The organism is Murdochiella vaginalis (assembly GCF_902381775.1).
Taxonomy (GTDB): Bacteria; Bacillota; Clostridia; order Tissierellales; family Peptoniphilaceae; genus Murdochiella; species Murdochiella vaginalis.
Genome location: NZ_LR698969.1, coordinates 38,109 through 63,921 on the forward strand (window position 1 = coordinate 38,109; position 25,813 = coordinate 63,921).

Annotated in this window: 19 protein-coding genes and 1 pseudogene; 7 read left to right on the forward strand and 13 right to left on the reverse strand. The window is 46.6% G+C overall.

The window, feature by feature from the left end:
• Window positions 1-258 precede the first annotated feature (258 nt).
• Window positions 259-834, reverse strand: a complete 576-nt coding sequence (locus FXY30_RS00165) for a hypothetical protein (protein WP_071704828.1) — start codon at window positions 832-834, stop codon at window positions 259-261.
• 102 nt (window positions 835-936) lie between these two features.
• On the opposite strand from FXY30_RS00165, the gene FXY30_RS00170 reads away from it, so the two are divergent.
• The 5 genes from FXY30_RS00170 to FXY30_RS00190 all read left to right on the forward strand — a co-directional run bounded on the left by FXY30_RS00170 (window position 937) and on the right by FXY30_RS00190 (window position 9,704).
• Window positions 937-1,734, forward strand: coding sequence for a hypothetical protein (locus FXY30_RS00170; protein ID WP_147659349.1), 798 nt, complete (start codon window positions 937-939; stop codon window positions 1,732-1,734).
• Between the two features lie 130 nt (window positions 1,735-1,864).
• The gene (locus FXY30_RS00175) at window positions 1,865-2,083 is read left to right on the forward strand and encodes a helix-turn-helix domain-containing protein (RefSeq protein WP_071704830.1); all 219 of its coding nucleotides are present in this window, start codon (window positions 1,865-1,867) and stop codon (window positions 2,081-2,083) included.
• A complete protein-coding gene (locus FXY30_RS00180) occupies window positions 2,080-3,957 on the forward strand; it encodes a Dam family site-specific DNA-(adenine-N6)-methyltransferase (protein ID WP_071704831.1) in 1,878 nt (625 codons plus the stop codon). The genes FXY30_RS00175 and FXY30_RS00180 overlap by 4 nt, the downstream gene beginning before the upstream one ends.
• An 8-nt stretch (window positions 3,958-3,965) precedes the next feature.
• Complete coding sequence (locus FXY30_RS00185; protein WP_083428105.1) at window positions 3,966-5,912, forward strand: AlwI family type II restriction endonuclease; 1,947 nt, start codon at window positions 3,966-3,968, stop codon at window positions 5,910-5,912.
• Between the two features lie 45 nt (window positions 5,913-5,957).
• Complete coding sequence (locus tag FXY30_RS00190; RefSeq protein WP_071704832.1) at window positions 5,958-9,704, forward strand: YobI family P-loop NTPase; 3,747 nt, start codon at window positions 5,958-5,960, stop codon at window positions 9,702-9,704.
• Window positions 9,705-9,760: 56 nt separating this feature from the next.
• Here the strand turns inward: FXY30_RS00190 and FXY30_RS00195 are convergent.
• The 5 genes and pseudogenes from FXY30_RS00195 to FXY30_RS00215 all read right to left on the reverse strand — a co-directional run bounded on the left by FXY30_RS00195 (window position 9,761) and on the right by FXY30_RS00215 (window position 13,911).
• Window positions 9,761-11,045, reverse strand: a pseudogene (locus FXY30_RS00195) (relaxase/mobilization nuclease domain-containing protein).
• A complete protein-coding gene (locus FXY30_RS00200; RefSeq protein WP_071704833.1) occupies window positions 11,017-11,406 on the reverse strand; it encodes a plasmid mobilization protein in 390 nt (129 codons plus the stop codon). Before FXY30_RS00200 ends, FXY30_RS00195 begins: the two are co-directional and overlap by 29 nt.
• A 203-nt stretch (window positions 11,407-11,609) precedes the next feature.
• Window positions 11,610-12,806 carry an AlbA family DNA-binding domain-containing protein gene (locus FXY30_RS00205; RefSeq protein WP_071704834.1) on the reverse strand — a complete coding sequence of 399 codons (1,197 nt, stop codon included), beginning with the start codon at window positions 12,804-12,806 and terminating at the stop codon, window positions 11,610-11,612.
• A gap of 96 nt (window positions 12,807-12,902) precedes the next feature.
• The gene (locus FXY30_RS00210; RefSeq protein ID WP_147659350.1) at window positions 12,903-13,196 is read right to left on the reverse strand and encodes a hypothetical protein; all 294 of its coding nucleotides are present in this window, start codon (window positions 13,194-13,196) and stop codon (window positions 12,903-12,905) included.
• 274 nt (window positions 13,197-13,470) lie between these two features.
• Window positions 13,471-13,911: a restriction endonuclease subunit S gene (locus FXY30_RS00215; protein ID WP_071704835.1), complete on the reverse strand. Its 441-nt coding sequence runs from the start codon at window positions 13,909-13,911 to the stop codon at window positions 13,471-13,473.
• A 31-nt stretch (window positions 13,912-13,942) separates the two neighbouring features.
• Here FXY30_RS00215 and FXY30_RS00220 point away from each other — a divergent pair, with 31 nt between their 5' ends.
• Complete coding sequence (locus FXY30_RS00220; protein ID WP_083428106.1) at window positions 13,943-14,524, forward strand: DUF3387 domain-containing protein; 582 nt, start codon at window positions 13,943-13,945, stop codon at window positions 14,522-14,524.
• A gap of 180 nt (window positions 14,525-14,704) precedes the next feature.
• Here the strand turns inward: FXY30_RS00220 and asnA are convergent, their stop codons facing one another.
• The 3 genes from asnA to FXY30_RS00235 all read right to left on the reverse strand — a co-directional run bounded on the left by asnA (window position 14,705) and on the right by FXY30_RS00235 (window position 20,207).
• Window positions 14,705-15,706, reverse strand: a complete 1,002-nt coding sequence (gene asnA, locus FXY30_RS00225) for an aspartate--ammonia ligase (protein WP_071704836.1) — start codon at window positions 15,704-15,706, stop codon at window positions 14,705-14,707.
• A gap of 685 nt (window positions 15,707-16,391) precedes the next feature.
• A complete protein-coding gene (clpB, locus tag FXY30_RS00230; protein WP_083428107.1) occupies window positions 16,392-19,037 on the reverse strand; it encodes an ATP-dependent chaperone ClpB in 2,646 nt (881 codons plus the stop codon).
• A 123-nt stretch (window positions 19,038-19,160) separates the two neighbouring features.
• Window positions 19,161-20,207 (reverse strand): DnaJ domain-containing protein, encoded by a 1,047-nt coding sequence (locus FXY30_RS00235; protein WP_071706020.1) that lies wholly within the window; start codon window positions 20,205-20,207, stop codon window positions 19,161-19,163.
• 209 nt (window positions 20,208-20,416) lie between these two features.
• On the opposite strand from FXY30_RS00235, the gene FXY30_RS00240 reads away from it, so the two are divergent.
• The gene (locus FXY30_RS00240; protein ID WP_071704837.1) at window positions 20,417-21,643 is read left to right on the forward strand and encodes a dicarboxylate/amino acid:cation symporter; all 1,227 of its coding nucleotides are present in this window, start codon (window positions 20,417-20,419) and stop codon (window positions 21,641-21,643) included.
• A 103-nt stretch (window positions 21,644-21,746) separates the two neighbouring features.
• Here FXY30_RS00240 and FXY30_RS00245 read toward each other — a convergent pair whose 3' ends face one another.
• Genes FXY30_RS00245 through FXY30_RS00260 form a run of 4 tightly spaced genes read right to left on the reverse strand, consistent with a single transcriptional unit; the run spans window position 21,747 to window position 25,809 of the window.
• Entirely contained in the window at window positions 21,747-22,697 is a 951-nt protein-coding gene (locus FXY30_RS00245) for a glycerophosphodiester phosphodiesterase (RefSeq protein ID WP_071704838.1), read from the reverse strand.
• The gene (abc-f, locus tag FXY30_RS00250; RefSeq protein ID WP_071704839.1) at window positions 22,694-24,655 is read right to left on the reverse strand and encodes a ribosomal protection-like ABC-F family protein; all 1,962 of its coding nucleotides are present in this window, start codon (window positions 24,653-24,655) and stop codon (window positions 22,694-22,696) included. The genes FXY30_RS00245 and abc-f overlap by 4 nt, the downstream gene beginning before the upstream one ends.
• A gap of 2 nt (window positions 24,656-24,657) precedes the next feature.
• On the reverse strand, window positions 24,658-25,305 hold the full coding sequence (locus FXY30_RS00255; RefSeq protein ID WP_071704840.1) for a redox-sensing transcriptional repressor Rex: 648 nt from the start codon (window positions 25,303-25,305) through the stop codon (window positions 24,658-24,660).
• Window positions 25,306-25,320: 15 nt separating this feature from the next.
• Window positions 25,321-25,809 (reverse strand): hypothetical protein, encoded by a 489-nt coding sequence (locus FXY30_RS00260; protein WP_071704841.1) that lies wholly within the window; start codon window positions 25,807-25,809, stop codon window positions 25,321-25,323.
• Window positions 25,810-25,813: the final 4 nt, after the last annotated feature.

The following is a 25,813-nucleotide window of genomic DNA, read 5'->3' on the forward strand; positions in this document are numbered from 1 at the left end:
ATTTATTGTAGCGTAGCACGGGAACAGCTTTTTGTCATTACTCGGTGCTGCGGAGCGGGGAGAGAGAATCCTGTACATAAAAAGTATCAGCCAAACAAAGAAAGGTTAATGCCCATGAAAAAACGTACCCTATGGATGGCGGGTTAGCCCGCCATCCATAGGGCTAAATACAGGAAACTCTCTTATGTTTTTGGTCTCACATCGTTTACAAAGGTGCCGTTGCCTTACTCCACGAACTTCTTTCGCAGACTGCGCCGATTATGGTTGCATCGGCATCATGTCCGTTGCATTTCCCTGAACGCCCATGGTTTTTATAAAGAGCGTCTGCGGATCCGCAATTACCCAGCGATCATCGTCATATTTCACGTCGATATCAAGCGATGTTTCGTCCGTCTTAACGGTGGAAAGATCTAACTGCGAATAGTCCGGCTGACCATTCGGCCCGATAATGCTCATCATTTTGGACGCAAGATCCATCATATTGGGGGCTGTCACCTTATAAGTCAGCGTTCCTTCCGTCTTTCCTTTCTCGATCTCGCCACTCACGTAAGCGGCTTGCACCTTCGCAAAAACCGACTTGTACATATCCACTTGCTTCTTCACGTTGGGATCGTCCATGTTCAAACTTGAACTTTCCTTTTCAGCGCTCTGCTGCTTTTCGCGCATCTCCTTTGGCAGGAACTTGGCCATTTCCTTGGCATCCATCTTGGCAAACGCCTGAAAGAAGCCTTCGACAGTTGACTTGGCTTGTTCCGTGGGGGAGGCCTTGGCGCCGCACGCCGTCAGAATCAGCAACAAGATACAACCCCATACCATCCAAATCCGCTTTTTCATAGGCCCTCCTTCTTGCTAGCGAGTTGTAGGTGCATCGTCCTACAACAGAGGAATACCCATTTTTTGACACTCTGCAAGCGTTTCTTCGTCCCAGACACTCGCTTGAATTTCGCCGATGTGGGCCGCGCCGAGCAGGAAGTGACGCTGAAAGAGAAGCTACAAGCCACGCGCGATGCTCTGCAAAACGCCAAGGAGGAGCTTCAAAAGCCCTTTGATAAGGCTGAAGAACTGCAGGATAAGGTGCTGCGCCTGGCCGAACTCAACAAACTTCTTGATATGGGCGAAGTGGAAGAACTCAAGAATCCTTCTCCGCTGCTCGAAGATGTCATGCGTACCATTATGGAATTTCGCAACCGAGAATATGATGAAAACAACACGGTGGACATGTTTGACACTCTCTATCTGGACTTGAAACATGTGGCCCTGGCCTATACGGAAACCGAAGACGGCCGGCACAGCATTCAGTACGAACTCAATCTGGAAGATAAGACCTGGACGCAGTACGTGGATGAGGTGGCGGTCGTCGTGGAAAGTTTTGTACGCGAAGGCGAAGAACAGATCAACCCCCTGCGAAACATGAAAGACGAGATTGATCTCTCCGATTTCAGCGACTTGCTCTACATCGAAGAAAGTCAGCTCAATGATCTGATTCGGCGGAACGAGAACGCTAGGTTTGTAGAAGATCTCCTGGCCAAAGATATGGACAACGATGGCATTCCCGACCGGAACGATAACGCCTTTCAGGACAGCGGCTATCTGGAGTCCACCTATGACGTGGATGAACGGATTAAAGAGCCGGAGGCAACGGAGAAGCCGTCGATCTTACAGCAGATTGCGGACTTCAAGGCCGAGGAACAGGATACGCCGTCCGGCGGACGGAGCAAGGAACAGGAAAGATGAAAAGGGCGGTGTGGCTTTCGGGCTGCACCGCTCTTATTTTTTTGTTGAGAGCCATTTTTACATATGATATAGTTTTATTGAATTCAGCGAAGAATGAATTATATTCAGCAATCAATGATGAGGAGTTCACATGTCGATCAGCTATAAAAAGCTTTGGAAAATTTTGATTGATAAAGATATGAAGAAAAAAGATCTCTGTGCAGCAGCTGGCATAAGTCATGCATCAATGGCTAAGCTCGGAAAGAACGAAAACTTGACCACAGATGTCTTAGTCAAAATATGTTCGGCACTTGATTGCGATATAAGCGACATTATGGAAATTTCCAAGGATGAGGAGGAAGCGTTGTGAGCAAAAAAATTGATAAAACTGTTCGCATTAAGCCAATCCTTAAATGGGCGGGCGGAAAGACGCAACTCCTTCCTGATTTGCTACCTAAAACACCAGCATCATTCCGAACCTACATTGAGCCTTTTTTTGGTGGTGGTGCGCTGTTTTTTGCATTACAACCTGAAAATGCCGTGATTGCAGATAGCAATCCGGAGATTATCAATGTTTATCAACAGGTTGCTGACTCAGTTGATGAAGTAATTTCGTATCTTTCTCAATATCAAAATACGAGTGAGATGTTTTATGAAGTTAGAAACCAAGACTGGGAAAAGCTTAGCAAATCTGAGGCTGCAGCCCGGACAATCTATTTGAATAGAACTTGCTTTAATGGACTATATCGAGTTAACCGGAAGGGACAGTTCAATGTGCCCTATGGCAAATACAAAAATCCAACGATATGCGATGAAACAGGATTAAGAGCGGCATCATCGTTACTGAAACGAGCTCAAATTGTATGCGGTGATTATAAAGTTGTCTTGCGTGAATATGTAAAGCCAGGAGATTACGTCTTTCTAGATCCTCCATATTTACCTGTCTCTGAATATGCTGATTTTAAGAGATATACAAAGGAACAATTCTATGAAGAAGATCATCGTGAATTAGCTCAAGAAATAGAGCATTTGCGCGCTTTGGGATGTCATACCCTCCTTACAAATTCCAATCATCCCTTGGTTCATGAGCTTTATTCAGATTATCCGATAGAAGTTCTATCTACAAAACGCTTTATTTCAAGTAAAGGTAGTAGTCGGAAGGGTGAAGATGTCATCATTTCTATTCCGCCAATTATCAAATTTGATGGCGTTGAACTTGACAAAAATGTTGCATTATACCCAACAACTCGGTTCATGGGCTCTAAAAGGAAGCTGTTAAAAGAAATCTGGGGCGTTGCATCACGTTTTGAGTTTACGACGGTCATTGATCTGTTTTCGGGTTCAGGTATTGTAGGTTACATGTTCAAAGCCCAAGGAAAACAAGTGTTAAGCAATGATTATATGGCTATGTCTGCCGTTTTTGCCAAAGCCATGATCGAGAATAATTCAGTAGTGTTGTCCGACGAAGAAGCTGAACAGCTTTTGCATAGTCCAGGAGAATATGACCACTTTGTTTCCAACACTTTTGCTGGACTCTATTTTTCTGATGAAGACAATGATCTTATTGATGTCCTTCGTACAAATATTTGGGCTATGGATGATCCGTTCAAACAAGCCATTGCTCTGGCTGCACTGATTAGAGCATGCACAAAAAAAAGACCGCGCGGTATTTTTACGTATACCGGACATCGATATGATGATGGCAGAAAAGATCTAAAAAAGTCACTGCGCAACCATTTCCTTGATGCAGTGAATGCGGTGAATAAAGCCGTATTTGATAACGGGATGAAAAACCAATCTAAACGCGGAGACGCAATGGAGCTTCGGACGAAGCAAGCTGATTTAGTCTATATAGATCCTCCGTACTATTCACCGCTATCAGACAATGAATATGTAAGACGTTATCACTTTGTTGAAGGTCTAGCCTGCGACTGGGAAGGCGTTAAGATACAAGAAAATACTCAAACTAAAAAATTCAAGTCATATCCTACGCCTTTTTCCACTAAGACAGGCGCAGCGGATGCTTTTGATCGGCTGTTTAAGAAATACAAAGACAGTATTTTAATCGTCTCGTATTCATCGAATAGCCTGCCCACGAAGGATGAAATGGTTGCCTTATTGGCTAAACATAAGAATCATGTCGAGGTTATTCCCATAGATTATACGTATTCATTTGGGAACCAGAAGGATGTAAAAACCAACAGGAATCGAGTCCAGGAATACCTATTTGTCGCGTTTAACTGAGGAGAAATATGGACGAGAATATTTCAATTTGGCTTGTAGGCAATACCGGGTTAAGAAGTCCTAATCGTATTCAAGAAGGATTAAGGATTTTTGCTGAATCGTCGTATGTAGGTAATCTACGTGGACGAGAAAATGAAGTTGGTTTTATGAACCTTCTTAATGAAAAAGGAATTATTCAAAATGTGGCCGGCAAAGATTCCTCCGGAAGCCATGCTCGAAAATGGAGACTAATGTTTGCCAAACATGGGTTCATCTATCCTCAAATAAAAAAGAGTGATGGTTTTGAACAGTCGGAACTGGGCACACTGGATGAACTTACGCCTTTTGGAAGATCATTTCTACAAGCCGATACGTTTCCCGCTGTCCAAGAATGTTATTTGCGAGCGATGAGTGTCGAGCAGTTTGAACTTCCAGATCATTCGGGATTGTTTTCGCCTCTAAGATGGATATTAGCAATCATGTTGGAACTGGAAAAACGCACGGGAACATCCGAGATGCAACGCATTGAATTTGCTCTCTGGGGGCATACAACCAATCCTCTTTATGATGTCAATTGGGTCGTCGATCAGATTCTGGACCTGCGTGAAAGAAGATCTAAGGCTCCTGCTAAAAGAACTTTTGACAAGAAAGAAATTGCAGAGCGCAGTAAACATTATGATAAAAAGCCAGAGAATTTCCTTGACTATTCTGATATGAACATGCGTTATCTACGTATTACGGGTGTTCTGCAGAGAAAGGGACGAGGTTTAGTCATTGTTCCGTCAAAGCATCTATTGGTTGAACAGCTTGCTAAAAGTGTGCCAGGAAATATTACTCTGAAAAATGCGCTTTTTGAGTTGTGCACTGGCGCTCCACTTCCGTCTGACCATGCCGAGACTGCCATGGCCATTCTTCAGGACTTGATGAAACAGATGAAGGAACGGCACATTCTATTTGATATTTCTGATTTACCACTGGAAACAACAACTCAAATCAACATTGCTCGTCAAAGACTAGAAGACACGCTTTCAAAAACTGATGAGCTGACATACGCTGCCGAGCAAAAAGATCAATGGCGTGAAATTGCCGATTACATGTCCTTGCTGATAAAAGGTGGCGGAAAAATTGAATATGACGAAGATAACATCATTGAAGTACCCAAAGATGAAACGCCGGCCTATCTGGAATGGACGCTTTGGCGTGCTGCCCTTGCAATAGATCACTTGCTGAACAAGCCCTACGAGGTGCGCGGATTCAAACTGGACTCTGACTATTTGCCTGTCTCAGCTGCCGGAGGCGGTAAGGGTGATCTCTACTGTGAATTCAATGATTTTACTATTCTAACTGAAGTTACAATGTCTACTTCATCCAGGCAAGAAGCCATGGAAGGTGAACCTGTACGACGGCATGTCTCTGATGCAGTTCTGAATTATGACAAGCCAGTCTATGGCATGTTCATCGCGGTAAAAATTGACACTAATACGGCTGAGACTTTCCGCCATGGAGTCTGGTATGCAAAGGGTGACGAACAACAACGTTTGAATATTGTTCCGTTTACTTTGGCCCAGTACAGGTCATATTTCATAAATATGTTTTCAACTGGGCAGGCACATCCGGGGAGCTTAGTAAGCTTGATTGATCTCTGCGCTCGGAAACGAGATTGGATGGAGGCTCCTGCTTGGAAAGAATACATAGATTATGCTGTTAAATATCCTACAGATGCACATAGTGTTGAGGGTGAGCTATTGGTCGCTGAGAGCCCAGGGCATTATTTGATTAACAGTGATAGGCAATGGAAGTTCCCTTATGGAATATATTTTGGATCCAGGGTGAAAGAAAAGCATACTGGCCGTGTTGGATGTGTTGTTAGAGTTAATAAGAAGGACATATCTGTTGCCTTTCAAAGAGACGGTTTACCAGAAATCGTTTCTGTGGATGAAGATACCTTTCTAAAGAGCGGGTTCACGATTATTTAATGGTTGAAAGGCTGACGAATATTCTTATTACAGTGGGGAAAAGTTATGACTGAGACTAATTATAAAGAGTTTAAATACAAGGCCTTACTTCCCGGCGTAGTTGAGCGTGACGAAAAATTTCAGTCATATGCTACAGCTATGGATCAAGCGTTTCAGAATTCAAAGATCCATAACATAGCAATAACTGGAATCTATGGCGCTGGGAAAAGCAGTTTTTGGAAAACATATCTTCAAGACGACTCCAGTGTGGCCATTGAACGAAAGTCCAATGTCGGTAATACAGTTACCATATCCCTTGCTGCATTTGAACAGGAAGAAAGCACACAAATCGCGTCTCAAGATCAGAACCAAGCAGCGATCGAAAAGCAAATTATCAACCAGCTTTTATTTCAGCTTGACCCGAAGAAAATATCCCGTAGCAAATATGCTGTAAAAATGCCGGAAGCGCATTGTGAAAAACTCTTGCTCGCACTAATGGTATTAGCATTTGCAATTGGCGGTATGTTATTGTATTTTGCAAAGGACGTATTTGCGTCATTCCCAATCGCTTTCTCTACAACCCATTGGGTGTTATTTTATCGAGTTATATCGGCAATACTTATGCTGCTTCCATTAGTGTTTTTTTCTATTCGACTGATGAAACAATTACCATTCCAGCATGGAAAAATCAATTTCAAGGGTTTAGAAGCCGAAATCGGTGCTCCTGAAAAAGATGATGTGTTAAATAATAACATGCAAGAGCTTGTTTATCTGATTATTGCCGGACAAGTACAAACCATCGTTTTTGAGGATTTAGACCGTTTCAAGGATGTCAATTTATTCGTTAAATTGAGAGAGTTAAATTACCTTGTCAATGCACAGGTCAAGGCAACAAATGGAAAACCTATTCGCTTCGTTTATATGCTTCGAGACGACCTTTTGGAATCGAAAGACAGAACAAAGTTTTTCGACTTTATTCTTCCTATTATTCCAGCTATTGATTCGCATAATTCCAAAGGGAAGATGCTAGAACTTTTTCAGAACGATGAAACGGAAACTGCATCTCTGCCATCAAGAGAGACGTTAGAAGCCTTATCGTTATACATTGACGATATGCGCTTACTATTGAGCATACGAAACGAATACGAGATCTACCGACAAGTAATTGATCTAAAAGGAAGAAGACTGAAACCCGATAAGTTACTGGCGCTTGTAGTCCTAAAAAATGTTTTCCCTAAGGAGTTCAGTCGTCTACAGCAGGATACCGGATATATATATTCTCTGTTTTCTAAGATACAAAACGAACGTGCTAAACAGGTCGAAGAGATTGAAAACGCCATCAAGGAACTGCAGTTGCGTCAAACAAACAAGAAAGAGTCAATCCCACGCAATGAAGCTCAACTTATTTGTATGTATTTGCCTTTGCATTTCCAAATACAGCCGCAATTTACAACTAGTGGTAATACAGTATCAGAGATTCTTAGTGATTGGATAAAAGCGCCTACACAACATGCCTCTGTTATTCTGAATGACAGAGGGTATTCTTGTGACTTCAATCAGTTCATTGATTACTTATCCCAGAAAGATGAAAAGTTCAAAATTCGCTGGGAAAGACATGACTCTAGACCAATTCTGGATCAAGTTGAAAACCTGCAAGAAGAAATCAATTCTCTTGAAGTTCAAAAATCACAGGTCGCGAATATGTATCTTTCTGAATTGTTAAGGATAAAATCAATTGGGAAACTGGAAGAATTTTTCACAACGCAAACTGTGAATATTACTAATGGCGGTGAAGAGCCAATTATAAGTGATCATTATTTTAACCTCATACGTTTTTTGCTTCTAGAAGGGCTCATTGATGAAGCTTATCCGGATTATAAGGGCGTTTTTTATAAGAATTCTCTTGGCTCGAATGATTCCATTTTCTTAAGATCCTTACTCGAGAGGGCTTCACTTGACGCACATTTCCATTTGGACAATCCGGCGCTTGTCGCGGAAAGATTAAAACCAAACGATTATTTTCGTTCGGAAACATTTAATCACGAGCTAATTGATTTTCTGCGTGGTAATAACAAGGGTGATGCACTGTCCAAAATCATTAACACGGCACTCAAGAATAAGAACGAAACAGATATTCTGTCATACCTATCTGCTTTAGACCCATCCTCATTAACCAAGCTTATTCTCTGCTTGTTTCCCGTTTTTATTGACACAATTTTGGCCATCATTTCAACTGAGCATAAAAATACATTGCTTAATTATCGCATCTGCATAATTCTCTATGAACATCCGGAATTGATAAAAAATAATGTACCTGAGCTAACTGCATTTATTGAATCAAATAGTGATATACTTACAATGGAAGGATTGGACATAACAGCCAAATTCTTAGATGGATTAGAAAAAGAAGGCATCCGCTTCATTGATATCGACGGTCTTGATATCAAAAAGAAGATCGCGGAAACCCTTGCTCAAAAAGCCTTGGTTGTAATGAATTATCGTAATTTAGCACACCTTATGAGCATTATCCGACAATTGGAAAAGCATGAAATCAGGGTGATGTTCTTAAATGAATTACTAGATAATCCTTTATATGAGCTATATCGTGCAGAGGTTCTTTCTTCTCCGGATTCTCTGATTCAGGCATATATTGATGATATTCAAAACTATAAAACAAAGGCCGAGCTTTCCGATAAACCCATGCAGGAGATGCTGAATAGCATCCTTGCAGAGAAACTAAAACATGAACTGATTGCTTGCGTAAAGGCAACTGTAATTCAACTAAAAAACATCATTGATGCCTCATTGTGGGATCTAATGATTCAGCAAAAGTTGGTTCTTATTACACCGGAAAACATCCTGACGTATTGGGAAAAATACAATTACACTCCGACCATGGAAAATATGCTTAATCAATTTTATATAGACAACAATCATATGAAATTGCCGACAGGGTTGGCAAACAAATTGCTTAATAGGCCAACTATCGTCGAGAATTCCTTTAATGATGCCCTACAACAATCCAACACCAGTATTGAACTTTTGAGTTCTGAGATGCCGATAAATCGGGTTCTCACTTTGATTCAAAATAATAAATTGAAGCTAACGCTACAAAACTTCAATACTATTGTGAAGCATGAAGATAATGGCCTTTTCCTATCATATGTGGATTGTCAGAAAGATAATTTCCTCGCGTTCTTACAAAACAATAATCTCATACAAATTCTGACACAAAGTCAAATAACGCTACTTATTGACAAACGAAGCTTGAGTGACAATAATCTGACTGTTTTATTACAGCAGACAGGGATGAAGATATCTCTGTTCAAAATACCTAACGCCACGCCATTCATGCGAAGATATATACTCAGCAACGCCTTCTGTGAGAAAGATATACCGCTTATTATTGAAACAGCATCCACACTAGATCTATGGCCAGAGTTTTTGAGTCTCCTTGCCAATGATACTTTTTTCGAGCAAACAAAAGGACACCTGTGGACTAGCAAATATATTGATGATTTACTCTCTGCAAGTGCACTAAATGAAGCGAGGAAAATAGATGTTCTGGAGCATATTATCACAAAGGCTTATGAACCTCATAAAATACGGACTAGAATTGAGAGAATTGATAAGGTAAGAAGTCTGGCCAATGTTTTTGATAATAAGAAGCCGAAAATTCAAGACGCTGATCAGTTAAAAATTGCGTGTTCCTTGGAGAAAGTTAATATAGTTTCAATTTCTAAGAACGAAGACGGCGAGTCCTTAAACTTTAAACCTAAAGCCTTTCAAGCGTTACTAAAAGAGGAGGAATAACAATAGTTTTCTCACCTCTCCATCTTCTTTTCAATGCCCTGCTCATAGTTCCGGCGCTATTCAATCAGTTCCTCAAATTGCGCCTTGTTGTCCTCGTACCGGGACATCTGTGCGTTCTTTTTTGTGCCAGATCGTCCAGCTGTTTGAGAAGCCCTTTGCTATCCGGAAGGCCGGAATGGCGCTTCAAAATCGCCATGGCGGCCATCTTGTAGACGGCCAGTTCACTGCGGTATTCCTCAGCGAAAGCCGTATCTTCCGGATGCGCCTTGTGGTACTTGTACAGTTCACGGTAGGTCTGTACCATATGCACGTTTTCCATATCTTGAGAGAGCGCATTCATCTGCGTTTCCAGTTCCCCAATTTCATCCTGAAGAGACTTGCGCTCATCTGCGGATTGCGTAAGCAAAGCGTCTAACTGCGTGATGGACTGAATGCCCAGATTACGCAGAGCCACGATGGATTCTGCCGTCATTTTGAGATTGTGTTTCTTGATCCAGTTGGCATACGCTGAGCTGTTTTTTGCCTTCGCGTTTTTGCTGGCGTCGATGATTTTTCCAATCTGTTTCTTGACGGCAAAGGTGGGCCGGGCAAGTGCTTCTTCAAGGCATTCTCTCAACCGCTCTTCCGTATAATCTTCGCCGATTGTCTTGGAACGGGTGAAGCGTTCTTTATCCTTATGGCGAAAGGCAATGTGCTTTCCCTGCTTGATTTCATATTCCTGCTCCTCCATCCGGGACACAAAATCATCCCAGCATTTGGATGCTTCGATCGTCCGGTCAATGTCGAATTGCAGACGACTTTTCCAGGACTTTCCCTGTTTGGCTTGTTGCTGTTCAAACCAGCTTTTCCGTTGGTCTTATACTTCCGGCGATAGGCTTCATAATATTCATCGATCACAGAGAGGTGGTTTTCTTTGCAGAGATTATCGCTGATTGTGCGAATCCGGTGATAGCTCCGCTTGTTGGACTGATAGCATTTCCCTGTCTCTTTATTGACGTTATTGAAGATGATGTGGTTATGAAGGTGGCCTTTATCCACGTACATGGCCAGCACATATTCATATTCGTCTTTTAGCACATTCGCGCAGAGTGAAAGGCCGATTTCTTGAGCCTGTTCGGGCGTGGTTTCGCCCGGCAAAAAGGACTGAATCAAGTGACGCGCCAGCACATTTCCTCGCGCATGCGCATCCTCTCTGGTGCGAAAAAACTGCACAGCTGCGCTGGAAGGCAGGCAATCAAAAGCATCAATCAGAACCTTCTCATCGGTTTTGTGCGCATCGGTGATGTAGTCAATCGCATAGTTCAGGGTCGCTTTAATGGGATGGATTTTCGTGATGGCCATCGGTTGTCTTCTCCTGTTTTGAGGTCGTTCGATTTAGTAAAAGGGCATGAATCTTAAGGATTTCTTTGCCCATATCATCAATTTGTTCCTGCATTTTGCGGATGTCTTTAGGGTCAATCTCATCGGTGGCGTTGGCTTTTTTGGCGACCTGATTGACGTTGCTGGCAATATTGGCAAGCCGTCCTTCCAGCTTACGGAATGGTTCCAGATCGACCAACTGGATTTCTTTTTCCAGTACGCACTTGCGGATGAATAGGCTCATATTGCGGAACCTGGCAAGCTTCATCTTTTGCCAAAACAGATTCTTTTCTTCCTTCGTCAACTTGATTTCAATGCGTTCATTTCTCAATCGATTTACCATGGTTATTTCCTCCGTGCAGTATTTTTTGGGGTCTAAGGGTTCGCCCTAACAAGATTCAAATTGAAAAAAAGAAGCAGGACTCCGAGGAGGCTGCTTCATCAATTTGTCGTCAGTGGCCGGACACTGACTGTGCTTGCTACAAAAGTTTTATTTGCGCGTTAGCGTTAAGCAAAGTTTTGGTTGTTGAACTGATTTTATCGCGCTCATTGGGCATTGTCTGCCTGTCTCATGAATGAAAACTTCTTCTGGTTTGGGCTTCCATCTTGTTCGAATAATGTCGAATGTGATAAGCCCATTGTCTGAGACAGTTTAGTGAAGATTGGTAGGATTGATGCAGCAAAATCCTTATTGATATCGACTCGAACAAAAGATGTCTTTATTAAGTTTTTGTTGATAGGAAGGGCATCCTCGTTGTAGTAAGCGCGCGAAGGCAATGACTTGCCTTTAGCGTTAGCGAGAGTCATGCCAATATGGTACACATCACCCAAACCTAAAATATTCAATTCATGACAAAGAGAATAAATGTCTTTGACTACGACCTCCTCGACATCATCCCATAGTGGTAAGTAATATTTTTCATCGTCCCATAGTCTTAGGGTTAGGGACTCTAAAAATCCATTTAATGAGAGCTGAATGTATGAGCTTAACCCGGATTGGCCCCGCCCTAATTTGACTTTTATAAGTCCGTCGGAATTGTATGAATATACGCTATAAGAAGTTGTGCAAATTGGGTGAAAGGCTGAATTATAAATTATTTTTGATAGTTCAACGGTGGTGCTCATATCCAAAGACTGTTCAGGTAAGATGTGCAGAAGCAAAAACGGCATTTCTATTAAGGTTTCGTCGAGATCACCATTGAGTAAGAAAGATAGGCGTTCATCCCTATATCCTTGAATCTTCTGCATTACGTGATCAAGCTCCAGAAATGAATGTTTTAAATCGTTATAGCGCATTGGAGAGGAAGTATTCCCATTACGCATATAGATGTCATCACGGCTTCCAGAGTTGAATGCATGTGGTTTTAATACACTCCTTGGAACGGTAATGAGAATGCAATTCTTCTCCCGAACTGTCATGTGCTCTGCTTTGATACCGTAAAGCACAGGGATGGTCTGTGTGGCTATCTTATTGCGCAAGGCTTTTTCCCATTCCTCAAACAGTTCGGGAGTGACGCCAGTATCCACTAATTTGTCTGGATTATGATTCTCATCTTCTCCAATGCCTAATACGATGGTGCCACCATAGGTATTCGCGAAGGCACAAATTTCTTTTAGGAATTTATCAGATTCTTTTTGGCCAAGACTGTTAAATTTCCCCTGTTCAAAGCGGTAATCCTTGAATTCAAGGCGTTCAGATTCTCTTTCCTGGTTCTCGAGTATTTGTTCAATAAAATTTCCCATTTTCACCTCCGAATTTATTTTTTCGATCTTAGATACCCGTTCACAGATAACCGGTAGTTCATCTGAATTTTGTTTCTTTTTCTAAGCCGATATTACTCAAGAGATTAAAGTAATGGAATCCGTCAGCTTGCCATTTTCATCCAGATGGAAGAACAAGCCGGCAAGAATCCAACTTGCCACAGGATTGACGTTTCCATCCTGCGGGTCTTCGTGTTTTCCGTTTGTGAAAATATCGATGGCACCAGAGGAAAGCAACTGCGGTATTTGCTCCAACCGGCTCTCTGAAGTAGGAGAGGTAGCTCCCTGATTCAATTCATCGCGGGAGCTTTTGTTAATAGTGATGGTGCCTTCACAGTGTTGATCCGGATTTTCGATTCGTGCCTCATCCAAATCATACCCACCATATTCATAAATGATGGCGTCTTCGGTTTCATTGATCTTCTTCGCGGTAGCTCAGCTGCCTTTGAGTATAACCATATCCTTTCAAGTTTTCAGCATCCCCAGTCTTCCGGCACCGTTCATAGGTCACCAGAAAATCGCTTTTCGGTTTTTCCGCCTGTGTCAGAATCGACGCATCAAGTTTGCCCATCTGCGCGGAATGTGGCCATATTCTGACCTATTCTTCAACGACACGAACTTATCCAAGCGGAAAGAAGCAATGCGCTTATTTCCGATGCCGCACCTGCAAAAGCGCCAAAAGCAAATAAAGCAGCTCAACAGAAAAATTGTTTTTTCCTGTTATGATATGAGCGTGATTATTCACCCAGAATTTTCCCTCCACATACTGCAAAATTGGATAACCTTTACTATCGATAACAGTGCCATCTTCTCCAAGAAGAAGATAGATGCCATCAAATAAATATCTGTCCACGCAGTCCATAACAGATGTGGCTCCATAATATGGGTAAATTTTGGCAAGATTCGCGCGTTCTCGGCTAGAAAGTGGAATTCGCTTTGCATCATGTAGCTCTATGATTTCCGCTACAGTTCCAAGATGCCACTCTTCCGGAATAGTCCCTTTAAAGGGCATTAAGTCGATAAAACGATTTTTATATAGAGCCTTTGCTTGCTCTTCTAAATTCTTGTTTATCTTAGCATGACTCAATTTTACTAAGAACTTCTCTCAAAAACGGAGTATGATAGTAGTAACAAGAATAACTGAGTTTTCGCTCTTCGATCCAAAGTTCCTCGAAGAAATTGCAAAAATGAAGGAAAAAAATCTTGCTGTTGAACTATTAAGAAGATTGATAGATGATCAAGTGCAAATATATAAGCATAATAATGTTGTTAAATCTGAAAAATTCAGTGAAATCATACAAGGTGTGATGAATCGCTATCTGAATGGAATGCTTACCAACGAGCAGGTAATCGAGGAGCTGTTAAAGATAGCAAAACAGATTCGAGACGCTCGTAATGCAGGAAAGGCAATGGGTCTGTCAGAAGAGGAGTTAGCATTTTATGACGCTTTAACCAGGCCGGAAGCAATTAAAGATTTTTATGAGAATGATGAGCTGATTGCTATCACAAAAGAACTGACCGAAGCTCTTCGTAAAAATCAAACGATCGATTGGCAAAAGCGTGACTCTGCGCGGGCCAGAATGCGCATGATGATCAAAAGACTACTCAAAAAGCATCACTATCCACCGGAAGGCATGGAAGACGCTGTCCAAACGGTAATGACGCAATGCGAATTGTGGACAGATCATGCTGAATTCTAAAAATACAAGCTCAATTCTAATCTGGGACAAGTAACACGAGTGCGTCTTCTATCTGTGAAGAGGTAAAGGATCATCAGAATCTTCACTTACAGATGGAAGGCGCACTTGTCGTCTCTTCTTAATTTTTAAATAAGACTTCTCTTATAACACCTATTATCGAAAACTATATGTTTCTCCTCCTTACAACAGCTTGATTCCCGCTTTTTCACATTCTTTCTGCGTTTCTTCGTCCCAGACACTTGCTTGAATTTCGCCGATGTGCGCCGCGCCGAGCAGGAGCATGCAAAGGCGCGATTGGCCGATGCCGCCGCCGATGGTCTGCGGATATTCTCCTTGCAGCAGCGCGCGATGGAACGGTAGCGATGCGCGTTCTTCGGCGTGGGCGGCTTTAAGTTGGCGGGTGAGCGCAGCTTCGTCCACGCGAATTCCCATGGAGGAGAGCTCGAACGCTGTTTGCAGCACCTCGTTCCAAAGAATGATGTCACCGTTTAGCGTCCAGTCGTCATAGTCGGGCGCACGATCGCCGTGGCGCTTGCCCGAACGCAGCGTGCCACCGATGCCCTGAATAAAAATCGTCTTGTATTGCTCCGCGGCCGCGGCTTCCCGCTCCTCCGGCGTTTTGTCCGGCCAGCGATCCTCGAGTTCTTGGGCAGTGAAGAACGTCACTTCGCGGCGGATTTGGGTGTCTAGCGATGGGAATCGGGCCTGCACCAGGTGATTGACATTGCAAATGGTCGAAACAATTGCTTGAACGGTTTCGCGCAGGGTTTTCTCCGTGCGCTCAACGGGCGTAATGATGCGCTCCCAATCCCATTGATCCACATAGATAGAATGGAGATTATCCAAGATTTCATCGCGACGAATGGCATTCATATCGGTATACAGGCCTTGGCCGGGTTCGAAGCCGTAGCGACCGAGGGCCATGCGCTTCCACTTGGCCAGGGAGTGCACAACTTCCGCCTCGGCGCCGACATCGGGAATATCAAAAGAAACCGGACGTTCCTTGCCGCTTAAATTATCGTTTAAACCGCTGTCACGTAGCACAAAGAGCGGCGCAGAAACGCGCTGGAGATTCAGTGCCTGCGAAATTTCCGCCTGAAACGTCTTTTTGACGTAATCGATGGCGCGCTGCAATTCGAAATGATCCAGCTTGGGCACGTAGTCGGAAGGGAAAGTAATCATAACAACCTCTTTTCTTGCATTTGGTTCATTTTACCACCTTCCGCTGATGCGATGTACCGCTATGAAAGTGGGGGGCCGGGGAGCGGCCGACGCCTTACGGGCGGCGTCAGGCGCCTATGTATAGATTACGGGGCATTTCCGCATTTCGCGTTTTTGATCCGTAATCGCACCGACCGCTTTACGGGCCTTTTCCTCATTTCACGTTTTTGACCCGTAATCGCACCGACCGTTTTACGGGTCATTTCCCCATTCCGCGCTTTTGGCCCGTAATTTCACCGACCGCTTTACGGGTCCTTTCCCCATTTCGCGATTTTGACCCGTAATTCCACCACCGGCTTTACGGGTCGTTTCTCCGTTTTTCGTCTTTGACCCGTAATTCCACCACCGGCTTTACGGGTCGTTTCTCCATTTCGCGTTTTTGACCCGTAATTCCACCACCCGCTTTACGGGTCGTTTCTCCATTTCGCGTTTTTGACCCGTAATTTTGCCACCCACTTTACGGGTCATTTCTCTACTTTCGCGTTTTTGACCCGTAATCGCAACAACCGCCAGCCGTATACAAAAAAGGAAGGCGGCCCGACGGGCCGCCCTCCACTTCTATCTATCTGCGCCGTCAAAGTGGCGCTACTTGTTTTGAACCGCCGGTTGCAGGCCGGCTCTTTCTTGGCACCGTTAGGCGTCCATGTTATTCCACCACCTCGTAGGTGCCCTCGCCATGAGAGTCTTCGGAGGAGGTCGCTGCGGCAGGACGCGGTTCGACCTGTACTTTGAGGTCGTTGGCGTCTGCCGTGACGGTCACGTGATCGTGATCGGCAATGCTGCCTTCTATCAGCATACGACCGAGAATGGTCTGCAGATGCTTCTGCAAGTAGCGTTCGATCGGACGGGCACCGAACTGCGGCGAATAGGCGTGGGCCAGAATGAAGTCGCGCGCCGTGGCGTCGGCTTCAATGGTAATGTCGCGCTCGGCGAGGCGAGCGGAAATTTTAGCCAAATTGAGGTCGATAATGCGACCGATTTCATCCTTCGTGAGGCCCTTAAACGTGATAATGTCATCGATACGATTCAAAAACTCCGGGCGGAACGCGCGATGCAGGGCTTCGTCGACCGTCTTTTGCGCCGCATCAGTGAGGTTCCCTTGAGCGTCTAAGCCTTGCAGAATCGTGTCGGCCCCGAGGTTCGATGTCATAATGATGATGGTATTGCGGAAGTTTACCGTCCGCCCCTGGTTATCGGTCAGACGCCCGTCGTCGAGCACTTGCAACAGGATGTTAAACACGTCGGGATGCGCCTTCTCGATTTCATCAAAGAGCACTACCGCATACGGCTTGCGGCGCACCGCTTCGGTCAGTTGTCCGCCTTCTTCATAGCCGACATAGCCCGGCGCCGCACCAATCAGGCGTGACACGGAATATTTTTCCATGTATTCGGACATGTCGATGCGAATCATGTTGCGTTCATCATCAAACATCGCCTCGGTAAGGGCTTTGGCGAGCTCCGTCTTGCCGACGCCCGTGGGACCGAGGAAAATGAAGCTGCCGAGCGGTTTCGTATCGTCGGAAAGGCCGGCGCGTGCCCGCAATAAGGCTTCGGAAACCGCATCAATAGCCTGATCTTGGCCGATAACGCGCCGATGCAGAAGCTCCGGCAAGCGTAAAATCTTTTGCCGTTCGCTTTCCACCAGTTTCGCAACGGGGATATGCGTCCATTTGGACACGACTTCCGCCACTTCCTCTTCCGTAACCTCTTCTTTTACCGCTTCGCTGTCTTTTTCTAGCGCCTTCTCGCTTTCTGCGTACTGTTTTTCCAGCTCGCTTAGCTTGCCGTATCGCAGTGCCGACGCCTTTTCATAATCATAATCGCGCTCCGCCTCTTCGATGGCATGGCGCGTCTGGTCTATCTCTTCCTTGATCTTCGTCTGCCCCTCCAACGCCGACTTCGAATTTTGCCACTTGATGAAGCCTTCGTTGTAAGACTCATTGAGATTCGCCAATTCCTCGGTGAGCTCCGCCAAGCGTTTCTTGGACGCTTCATCCGTCTCTTTTTGCAGCGCCACTTTTTCGATCTCCAGCTGCAGAATGCGGCGACGCTCTTCGTCCAGCTCTTCCGGCATGGAATCCAGTGCTGTACGCACCATGGCGGCCGCTTCGTCCATCAGGTCGATGGCTTTATCCGGCAAGAAGCGGTCCGTGATATAGCGATCGGACAGCTTCGCTGCCGCCACCACCGCTCCGTCGGAAATGCGCAAGCCGTGATGCAGTTCATATTTTGATTTGATGCCGCGCAAGATGGAGACCGTGTCTTCCACGCTCGGCTCATTGACCATCACCTTTTGGAAACGCCGTTCCAGCGCGCCATCCTTTTCAATATATTGACGGTACTCATTGAGCGTCGTCGCGCCGATCATGCGAATCTCGCCGCGCGAAAGCGCAGGCTTCATCAGGTTGGAAGCATCCATGGCGCCGTCGGTACGTCCGGCACCAACGATGAGGTGCAGCTCATCCACGAAAAGAATAATTTTTCCGTCGGAAGCTTTGATTTCTTCCAGCACGGCTTTCAGCCGTTCCTCAAACTCACCGCGGTATTTTGCGCCGGCAAGCAGCTGGCCCATATCCAGAGCGAAGATGGTGGTGTCTTTTAAGCCGTCCGGCACATCTCCGTTAATGATGCGCTGCGCGAGACCTTCCACCACAGCCGTTTTGCCTACGCCCGGTTCACCGATCAGCACCGGATTGTTTTTGGTGCGCCGTGAAAGAATACGGGTCACATTGCGGATTTCTTCATCCCGACCGATGACCGGGTCACCTTTTCCTTCTTTGGCTTTTGCCGTCAGATCGGTGCCGTATTTCTCCAATACGTTTTCGGTGTCTTCCGGATTATCCGTCGTCACCTTCCGGGAGCCGCGAATACCATCCAACGCTTTGGCAAAGGCTTCGCGCGTAATATGGTATTCCGCAAGAATGGTTTCCGATGGGATGTTACGTTCGTCGAGCAGCGCCAAATACAGGTGCTCGGTGGAAACGTAGCTGTCTCCCATTTTATCCGCTTCATCTTTAGCCTTGAGCAGAATGCGCTGAAAAATCGCATTCGGATAGACCTGTGAAGCGCCCTGTTGCTGCGGCAGGTTCTCCATTGCGCGCCGAACTGCCGTGCGGTAGGCAGCAATCTGCACGCCGAGATGCGCGAGCACCTGCGCCACCATGCCGTCCGATTCCCGAATCAGGGCATCGTGCAAATGCAGATCCGTCAATTCCGGGTTGCCATTTTTAATCGCCGCATTTTGCGCGTCTTGAATCGCTTGTAATGCTTTTTTGGTATATTGTTCGTTCATAGAAAGTCTCCTTTCTGTATTTTTTATTCAATGCTTTGTGCGAAAAGCTATCCGGCCAGGGCCTTAATTGGACACCTTTCGCACTTCTTTCCATCCGGACAACTCTACGCTCGCCGAATGGTTTTACTCTCTTTCTTCCTTCATCCACTTTTCATAGCAGGCCTTCTGCTCGTCGCTTAAGGTTGCCGGATTTTGCATTTGAATCTCCAACAGCAGATCGCCGCGCTCTCCTTTACGATTGCGGTATCCCTTCTTGGGGACCCGAATGCGCTTTCCGGAAGTCATTTCCCTCGGTACACTCACCTGGATACGCCCATCCGGCGTTTCCACGGTTTTCTTCGTTCCGCAATAGGCTTCCCAAGGCGTGAGCGCCAGCGGCTGAACCAGATTGATACCTTCCAGGTGCCCTGTCGTCAGCAGTTGAATTTTCACCATGAGGTTGCCGTCCAGGCCGAATTTTTCGCCCTTCACCCGGATGCGGTTCCCATCCTGAATACCTGCCGGCCAGCGCACTGTAACGTCATAGGACTTGGCGCCGATGGTAAAACGCATCGTTCGCTCACCGCCCTGATAGGCATCCTTGAGCGCAAGAGACATCGTGGTTTCATAACGGTCGTTCGCTTTGCGCGCCGTGCCGGCCTGCGCCGCACGATACGCTTCGGGGCCAACGCCACCAAAGCCTTGTGCAGAGGAATGTCGATTTGCTCCCCCGTGTGCGCCGCGAAGCAGATCGCCTAAGTCACCGAATCCGCTAAACCCTGCGCTTTTGCCGGTATAGGTTCTCGCGCCGGAAGCACCGCTAAAGCCCTGTGCCCCGCCGAAGATCAAATCGAAAAAGTCGGAAAAACCGCTTCCGCCGCCTGTCGTATGATAGGTATAGGTTGTTCCGTTGGATCCAAACCCTTGAAAACCGAAATCCGACGGATCAAAGTTCTGCCCGCCTTGAAAATTATAATTGGCGCCGAACTGGTCATATTTTTTCCGCTTTTCCGCGTCTCCCAATACCTCGTAGGCTTCGTTAATCTGTTTGAATTTTTCCTGCGCCTTCTCATCATTCGGATGCAGGTCGGGATGATATTTTTTCGCTAATTTGCGATAGGCTTTTTTGATGTCTGTCTGGGATGCCTTTTTTTCTACGCCCAGCGTTTTATAGTAATCTTGAAATTGCAAAGCATCCTCCTTTCCGGTCAAACGCGGTCTACTGTGTCGTTTTTCTTTTTCTTTGACCATCTTTGACTAATTGATATTATAGCCGCTTTCCTCCTCTTGCGCAAGAGAAACTGTCTGCTTTTCTATAAAGCTGTTCTTTTTTTGCAGTCTGCAAAACGCTATACTGAAAGAGGAAGGAAAATGGTATTCCGAAAGCGAAAGGAGCTATCATGGAAAACAAACATCGCCTCAATTTAGGCCTGCAAATTCTCATCGCTTTGGTGTTGGGTATTGTCGCAGGCATTCTCTTACAGGGAAAGGGCGAATTCACCTCGACCTTTCTCCAGCCGGTAGGAACCATCTACATCAATCTGTTGAAATTTATGGTTGTGCCCGTCGTTCTTTTTTCTATTATTGAAGGTACGATCTCGCTCGGCGATATTCGCCGCGTCGGTTCCATCGGATGGAAAACCTTCGTCTATTACATGTCCACGACCGCCGTGGCGGTCATCATCGGCATCGCCTTTGCCACGCTTTTTCAGGGTTTCTTCCCGGTTCTACAAACCTCGGGCTTGACCTATGAAGCAAAAACCGCCAACTTTATGGAAGTCATCGTTGCGATGTTCCCGAAAAATATTCTGGAACCGCTGCTCAAAGCGGATATGCTCCCGCTCATCCTTACGGCGCTTCTGATTGGGCTTGGTATTCTTCTTTCCGGGGATGCCGGACAGCGCGTGGGCGAAAGTGTGAAAGACATTTATGCAGTGATTATGAAAATGATGGAGCTAGTCATTCGGTTGACCCCCATTGGTGTGTTCTGCCTGATGACGAATGTCGTCGCCGTCAATGGCGCCTCCATCGTCTCGTCGCTGGGCATCGTTCTGGGGGTCGCCTACCTTGCCTACATTACGCACATCGTCGTCGTCTATGGATTTAGCGTCCATCTGTTCTCCAAAATGGGCCTGCTCACCTTTTTGCGCGGCATGGCACCGGCCATGACAACCGCTTTTACGACGTCCAGCTCCAACGCCACGTTGCCGCTGACCATCCGCTGTTCCAATGAATTGGGCGCCGATCCCAGCATTTCGTCCTTTGTCTTGCCGCTCGGTGCCACCATCAATATGGACGGTACGGCGATCTATATGGGCGTCACGTCCCTTTTCATCGCTTCGTGTTACGGTGTGCATTTAAGTGTTGCGCAACTCGTTTCCATCGTTTTGACTGCTGTTTTGGCCTCAATCGGCACAGCCGGCGTTGCCGGTGGCGGCATGATCATGCTGGCCATGGTTCTGACGAGTGTGAATTTGCCGGTCGAGGGTATTGCGCTCATCGCCGGCATCGACCGTCTCTTTGATATGGGGCGCACGACGCTGAATATCACTGGCGATGCGACGGCCGCTCTTGCGGTCAGCAACTGGGATCGCAAAGCCGGTGCGAAAAAATCGCAAAAAAAATAATCCGCTTTCGCAAGGATCTTTCGGTAAATAAAAAGGCTGTGTCCGAGCTTTTCTGTTCGGCACAGCCTTTTTCCTTATTTCTTTGCGCTGTAGCGTTGCTTTATTAGTGAAACAGCCCTTTCAGAAGATTCATGAACAGGCCGGCTAGAAACGTTGCGACTGCCACACATAAAATCATGCTGAGGGCAATGGCCACAAGGTTACTTTTCCCGTTTCGCTTGCCTCTGCCGTATGTGAGACTCTTCGCTCGCTGCGCCAGCATCTGCATGGGAGTCTTCTGTCCCTCTTCGCTCGGCGTTTCTGTTGCATATTTCAGTTGCTCGGACGAAAAGGGCATCTTGGTTTCTTTAAGAGCCGCACGTGCCGTCGTCATATCGGTCACCAAAATGTTTTCCACCCCAAGTTCTTGCAAACGCAAAATCTGTTCCGCTGTAGACACGCCCTGCGCCATAATTTTCACACCACGCGCGGCACAGTTTTCCACTAGCTCCCGTGTGGTCTGCGTCAGCGGAACCAACACGTGATCCACCTCGAGGTCCTTTAGTCGATCCCAATCTTCGGGAAGCCAAGATTCCGGCATCCACGCTAAGGCAATATCCGGGTAGCGCGTATGTAACAGGCGCAGACTCGAAAGCCGGGAAGTGGCCAAAATCAGACGTTCCCGTCCTTCCGCCTCTGCTAGGCAGGCCATGATGTCCTCTTCAAAATTGGAATAGAGAAAATTATCGTTATTCATCATCAGAATGGTTTTATGCGGCAGCAGGGCCGCCCATTCCAGATATTCCGCCAAGGAAGGAATGTGCTCGTTGAATTTTGTGTACGGCTCATTAAATTCCGCCGCCTGAATTTCATTCAGATCATGATGTCGTACCAGGCCGATGGCATCCGTCGCCCGACCCAGTGACTCGTCTCGAAACACAATCGGCTGCCGATCGCGGGTCATAAGAACATCCAAGGCGATGCCTTCAGCGCCGTTGAGCAAAGCTTGACGAAATGCGATCATCGTATTCTCGGGGAGGTGTTCGTGATCCCCGCGGTAGGAATAAATTTTCATCTTTCTTCCCCTTCCTTCGCTTCATCCAGCGTAGTTTCCAGCTCCAACCATTCCTCTTCTAGCGCCTCCCGCTTTTGCTGTATGCCGCTTAGCTCATCGTGAACGCGTTGTGCTTCCTCGTAATCCTCATAGAGTGCCGGTTCACAGGCTTTTTTCTGCAGCCGTGCCTCCTCTTCATGCAAGGCGTCAATCTCCCGCTGTACGGCGCTCACGCGCGCACGCATTTGGCGCAGCTGCTTCTTCTCTACATTTGCCTGTTTCTTTTCTTTTTTCTCCTGCGTTTTGGTTTTGGATCGCTCTACGTCTTTTTCGACGCTGCCTCCGGGCGAGGTACTCTGTGCGATGGTGCGCAGATACTCGTCATAATTTCCTGTACTCGTTTGCATGCCCTGTGGCTGGAGTCGAAAGATATGCGTGCAGACATGGTTGAGAAAATAGCGGTCATGGCTGATCACAAAAACCGTTCCCTCGTAATCCAACAGCGCCTGCTCCAAAATTTCCCGACTCTCGATATCGAGGTGATTCGTGGGCTCGTCGAGAAGCAAGACATTTGCCGAGGAAAGCATGAGCTTAAGCAACGCCAGGCGTGTCTTTTCGCCGCCAGAAAGATCCCCCACCAGACGAAAAATGTCGTCGCCGATAAACTGAAACTTGGCCAGATGCGCGCGCACAGAATAGTGATCCATGTGCGGATAGCGATCCCACAGTTCATCCAAAACCGTTTTTTCCGGCGAGAGGGTTCGCTGTTCCTGGTCAAAAAAAGCGATCTTGACCGAAGCGCCAAAGTGTATTTGTCCTTCGTCCGGCTCTTCCTGATGAAGAAGAAGGCGAAACAGGGTGGTCTTCCCTACGCCGTTTTCACCGATCAGCCCGACGCGCTGTCCACGAAACAGGGAAAAGGACACGTCGGAAAATAGACGGCGCACACCGAAGGATTTGCTCAGTCCTTCCACGCGGAGCACATCTTCTCCGCTGGGATATTTCGGTGTGAGTCGCAAACGCATGTGAGCGATGTCTTCGGGCGGTTTCTCCACCAATACCATTTTATCCAACAACTTTTGCCGCGAACGCGATTGTGCAATTCCGCGCTTTCGTTTGGAGCCGCCCAGATGCCCCAGACGCTCAATAATTTCTTTTTGGCGCGCAATTTCCTCTTGCTGGTTTTCATAGGCGTTGCGCTGGATCTCCAGATCTTTTTCACGCCGCTTCGCAAATTCCTGATACCCGCAGGCATACGAATAGACTTTGCGGTGTTCGACCAGCAAAATGCGCTGACAGACCTGATTCAGAAAATAACGGTCATGGGAAATGAGCAAAACCGTTCCGCGAAAAGCGCCGAGCATTTGCTCCAAATACGCCGTTACCTCCATGTCCAGGTGGTTTGTGGGCTCGTCCAGAAAAAGGATGTCCGGACGACCGCAAAGCATGGTGGCCAGCTCCAGCCGTGACTTTTCACCGCCGGAAAGTACATTGACCGGTGTGGAAAAGCGATCCTCCTCAAAGCCCATGCCTTTCAGGATGCCGCGTATCTCGGAATCATAGGAGAGGCCGCCCTCGTCCACAAAGCGCTCCGTCAGCAGCCGATGGCGCTCCATCACGGCTTCCAATTCTTTTGGGCGATCCGCCAAGTGCCCCATTTCCCGTTCCAGCTCGCGCAATCGGGCTTCCAAAGAAAAGGCACGTGCATATCCTTTTTTACACTCTTCATACAGACTGTCTTCGCTCTCAATATGCACGTTCTGCCGAAGATAGCCTATGCGCAGGTCGTCACGATGAAAAATGTGGCCCCCGTCGGGCTCCAAATCGTGTACCAAAAGGCGCATAAGGGTCGTTTTGCCGGAACCGTTCACACCGACAATGCCGATTTTCTCGCCTTTTTCCACCAAAAACGAAACGTCTTCCAGAATAGAGCGTACACCGAACTGCTTATGTAATTGTTGTACGGTCAATTCCGCCATAATTATTCCTCGAAGCCTTTATAGTCCTTCCAGTTTCCCATGTAGTAGGCGAGGGTAAAGAGGCTTTCTTTCAAATAGACGTTCTCCAGCACCACCCCGTGCGGAAGATGCAAGTCGGTCTGCGCATAATTCCAGATTCCGCGCACACCCGCTTCCACGGCGCGGTCGGCCAGATCCTGCGCCACATCGCGCGGCGTCGTAATGGTCAATATATCAATTTGCCGTTCCCGAAGCACGGTTTCCATTCTTTCAATGGAATAGACCTCGGCTCCGGCAATGCACTGCCCCACGCATTCGGGACGAATATCAAAAAGCGCTTCCAACCGAAAGTGATTTTCCTTAAACAAATCGGAATTCGCGAGTGCCACACCCAGATGTCCTGCACCAGCAATGGCCACCCGATGCGGATGATCCAAGCCGATAATATGAATAATCTGCTCCCGCAGGGACTCAACGTTATAGCCGTAGCCTTGCTGACCGAAGCCGCCGAAATGATTGAGATCCTGGCGAATCTGCGAAGCGGTAAAGCCGGTGATCTCGCTTAATTTCTGAGAAGAAATGCGCTCTCTTCCCTGCTCATGAAGCGCGGTAAGATAGCGTAAATACTTTGGCAATCGCCGAATGACGGCGCTGGATATCGCTTTTTTCATCCGTTCCTCCTCTGCTCACGTCTCATCGCTGTTAGTTTCGATATCCGCTAACGTTAGACGCGGCTTGGGGGCTTTTCGTATCCATCTTGGCCCCACCAGCATCAACAGCAGCACAAAAAGGCTCACCATCCGTGCTAAAAACCAGAACCGAAAATAGTGAGGCTCACGGAAGAGAGAAAACAGTAGGCTAGGATCCTTTGTGAAGGCCTGCCAAGCGGTAAAAACTTCCGGTACCATACTGCAAAGCAGAATCGCCTCCGCTACGCCCTGAATCACTTCGATGCCGTCCGCTTCCTTTCGCAGAAAAATCGCCACGACATGCAAGATAAGAAATAACCAAATGACCGCATTCAGTAAGTACTGAAGCGAAAGCAACACAATGGGCCACTGTGAACTGCCCCAATGCAGAAACACGGTACCCAGAATGCCGCCAAAAAGCAGCAGACTCACAAAAAGCAAGATCGAGAGCAGCTTGCCCAGTCTTGTAGGTTCGTGTATAGACATGATT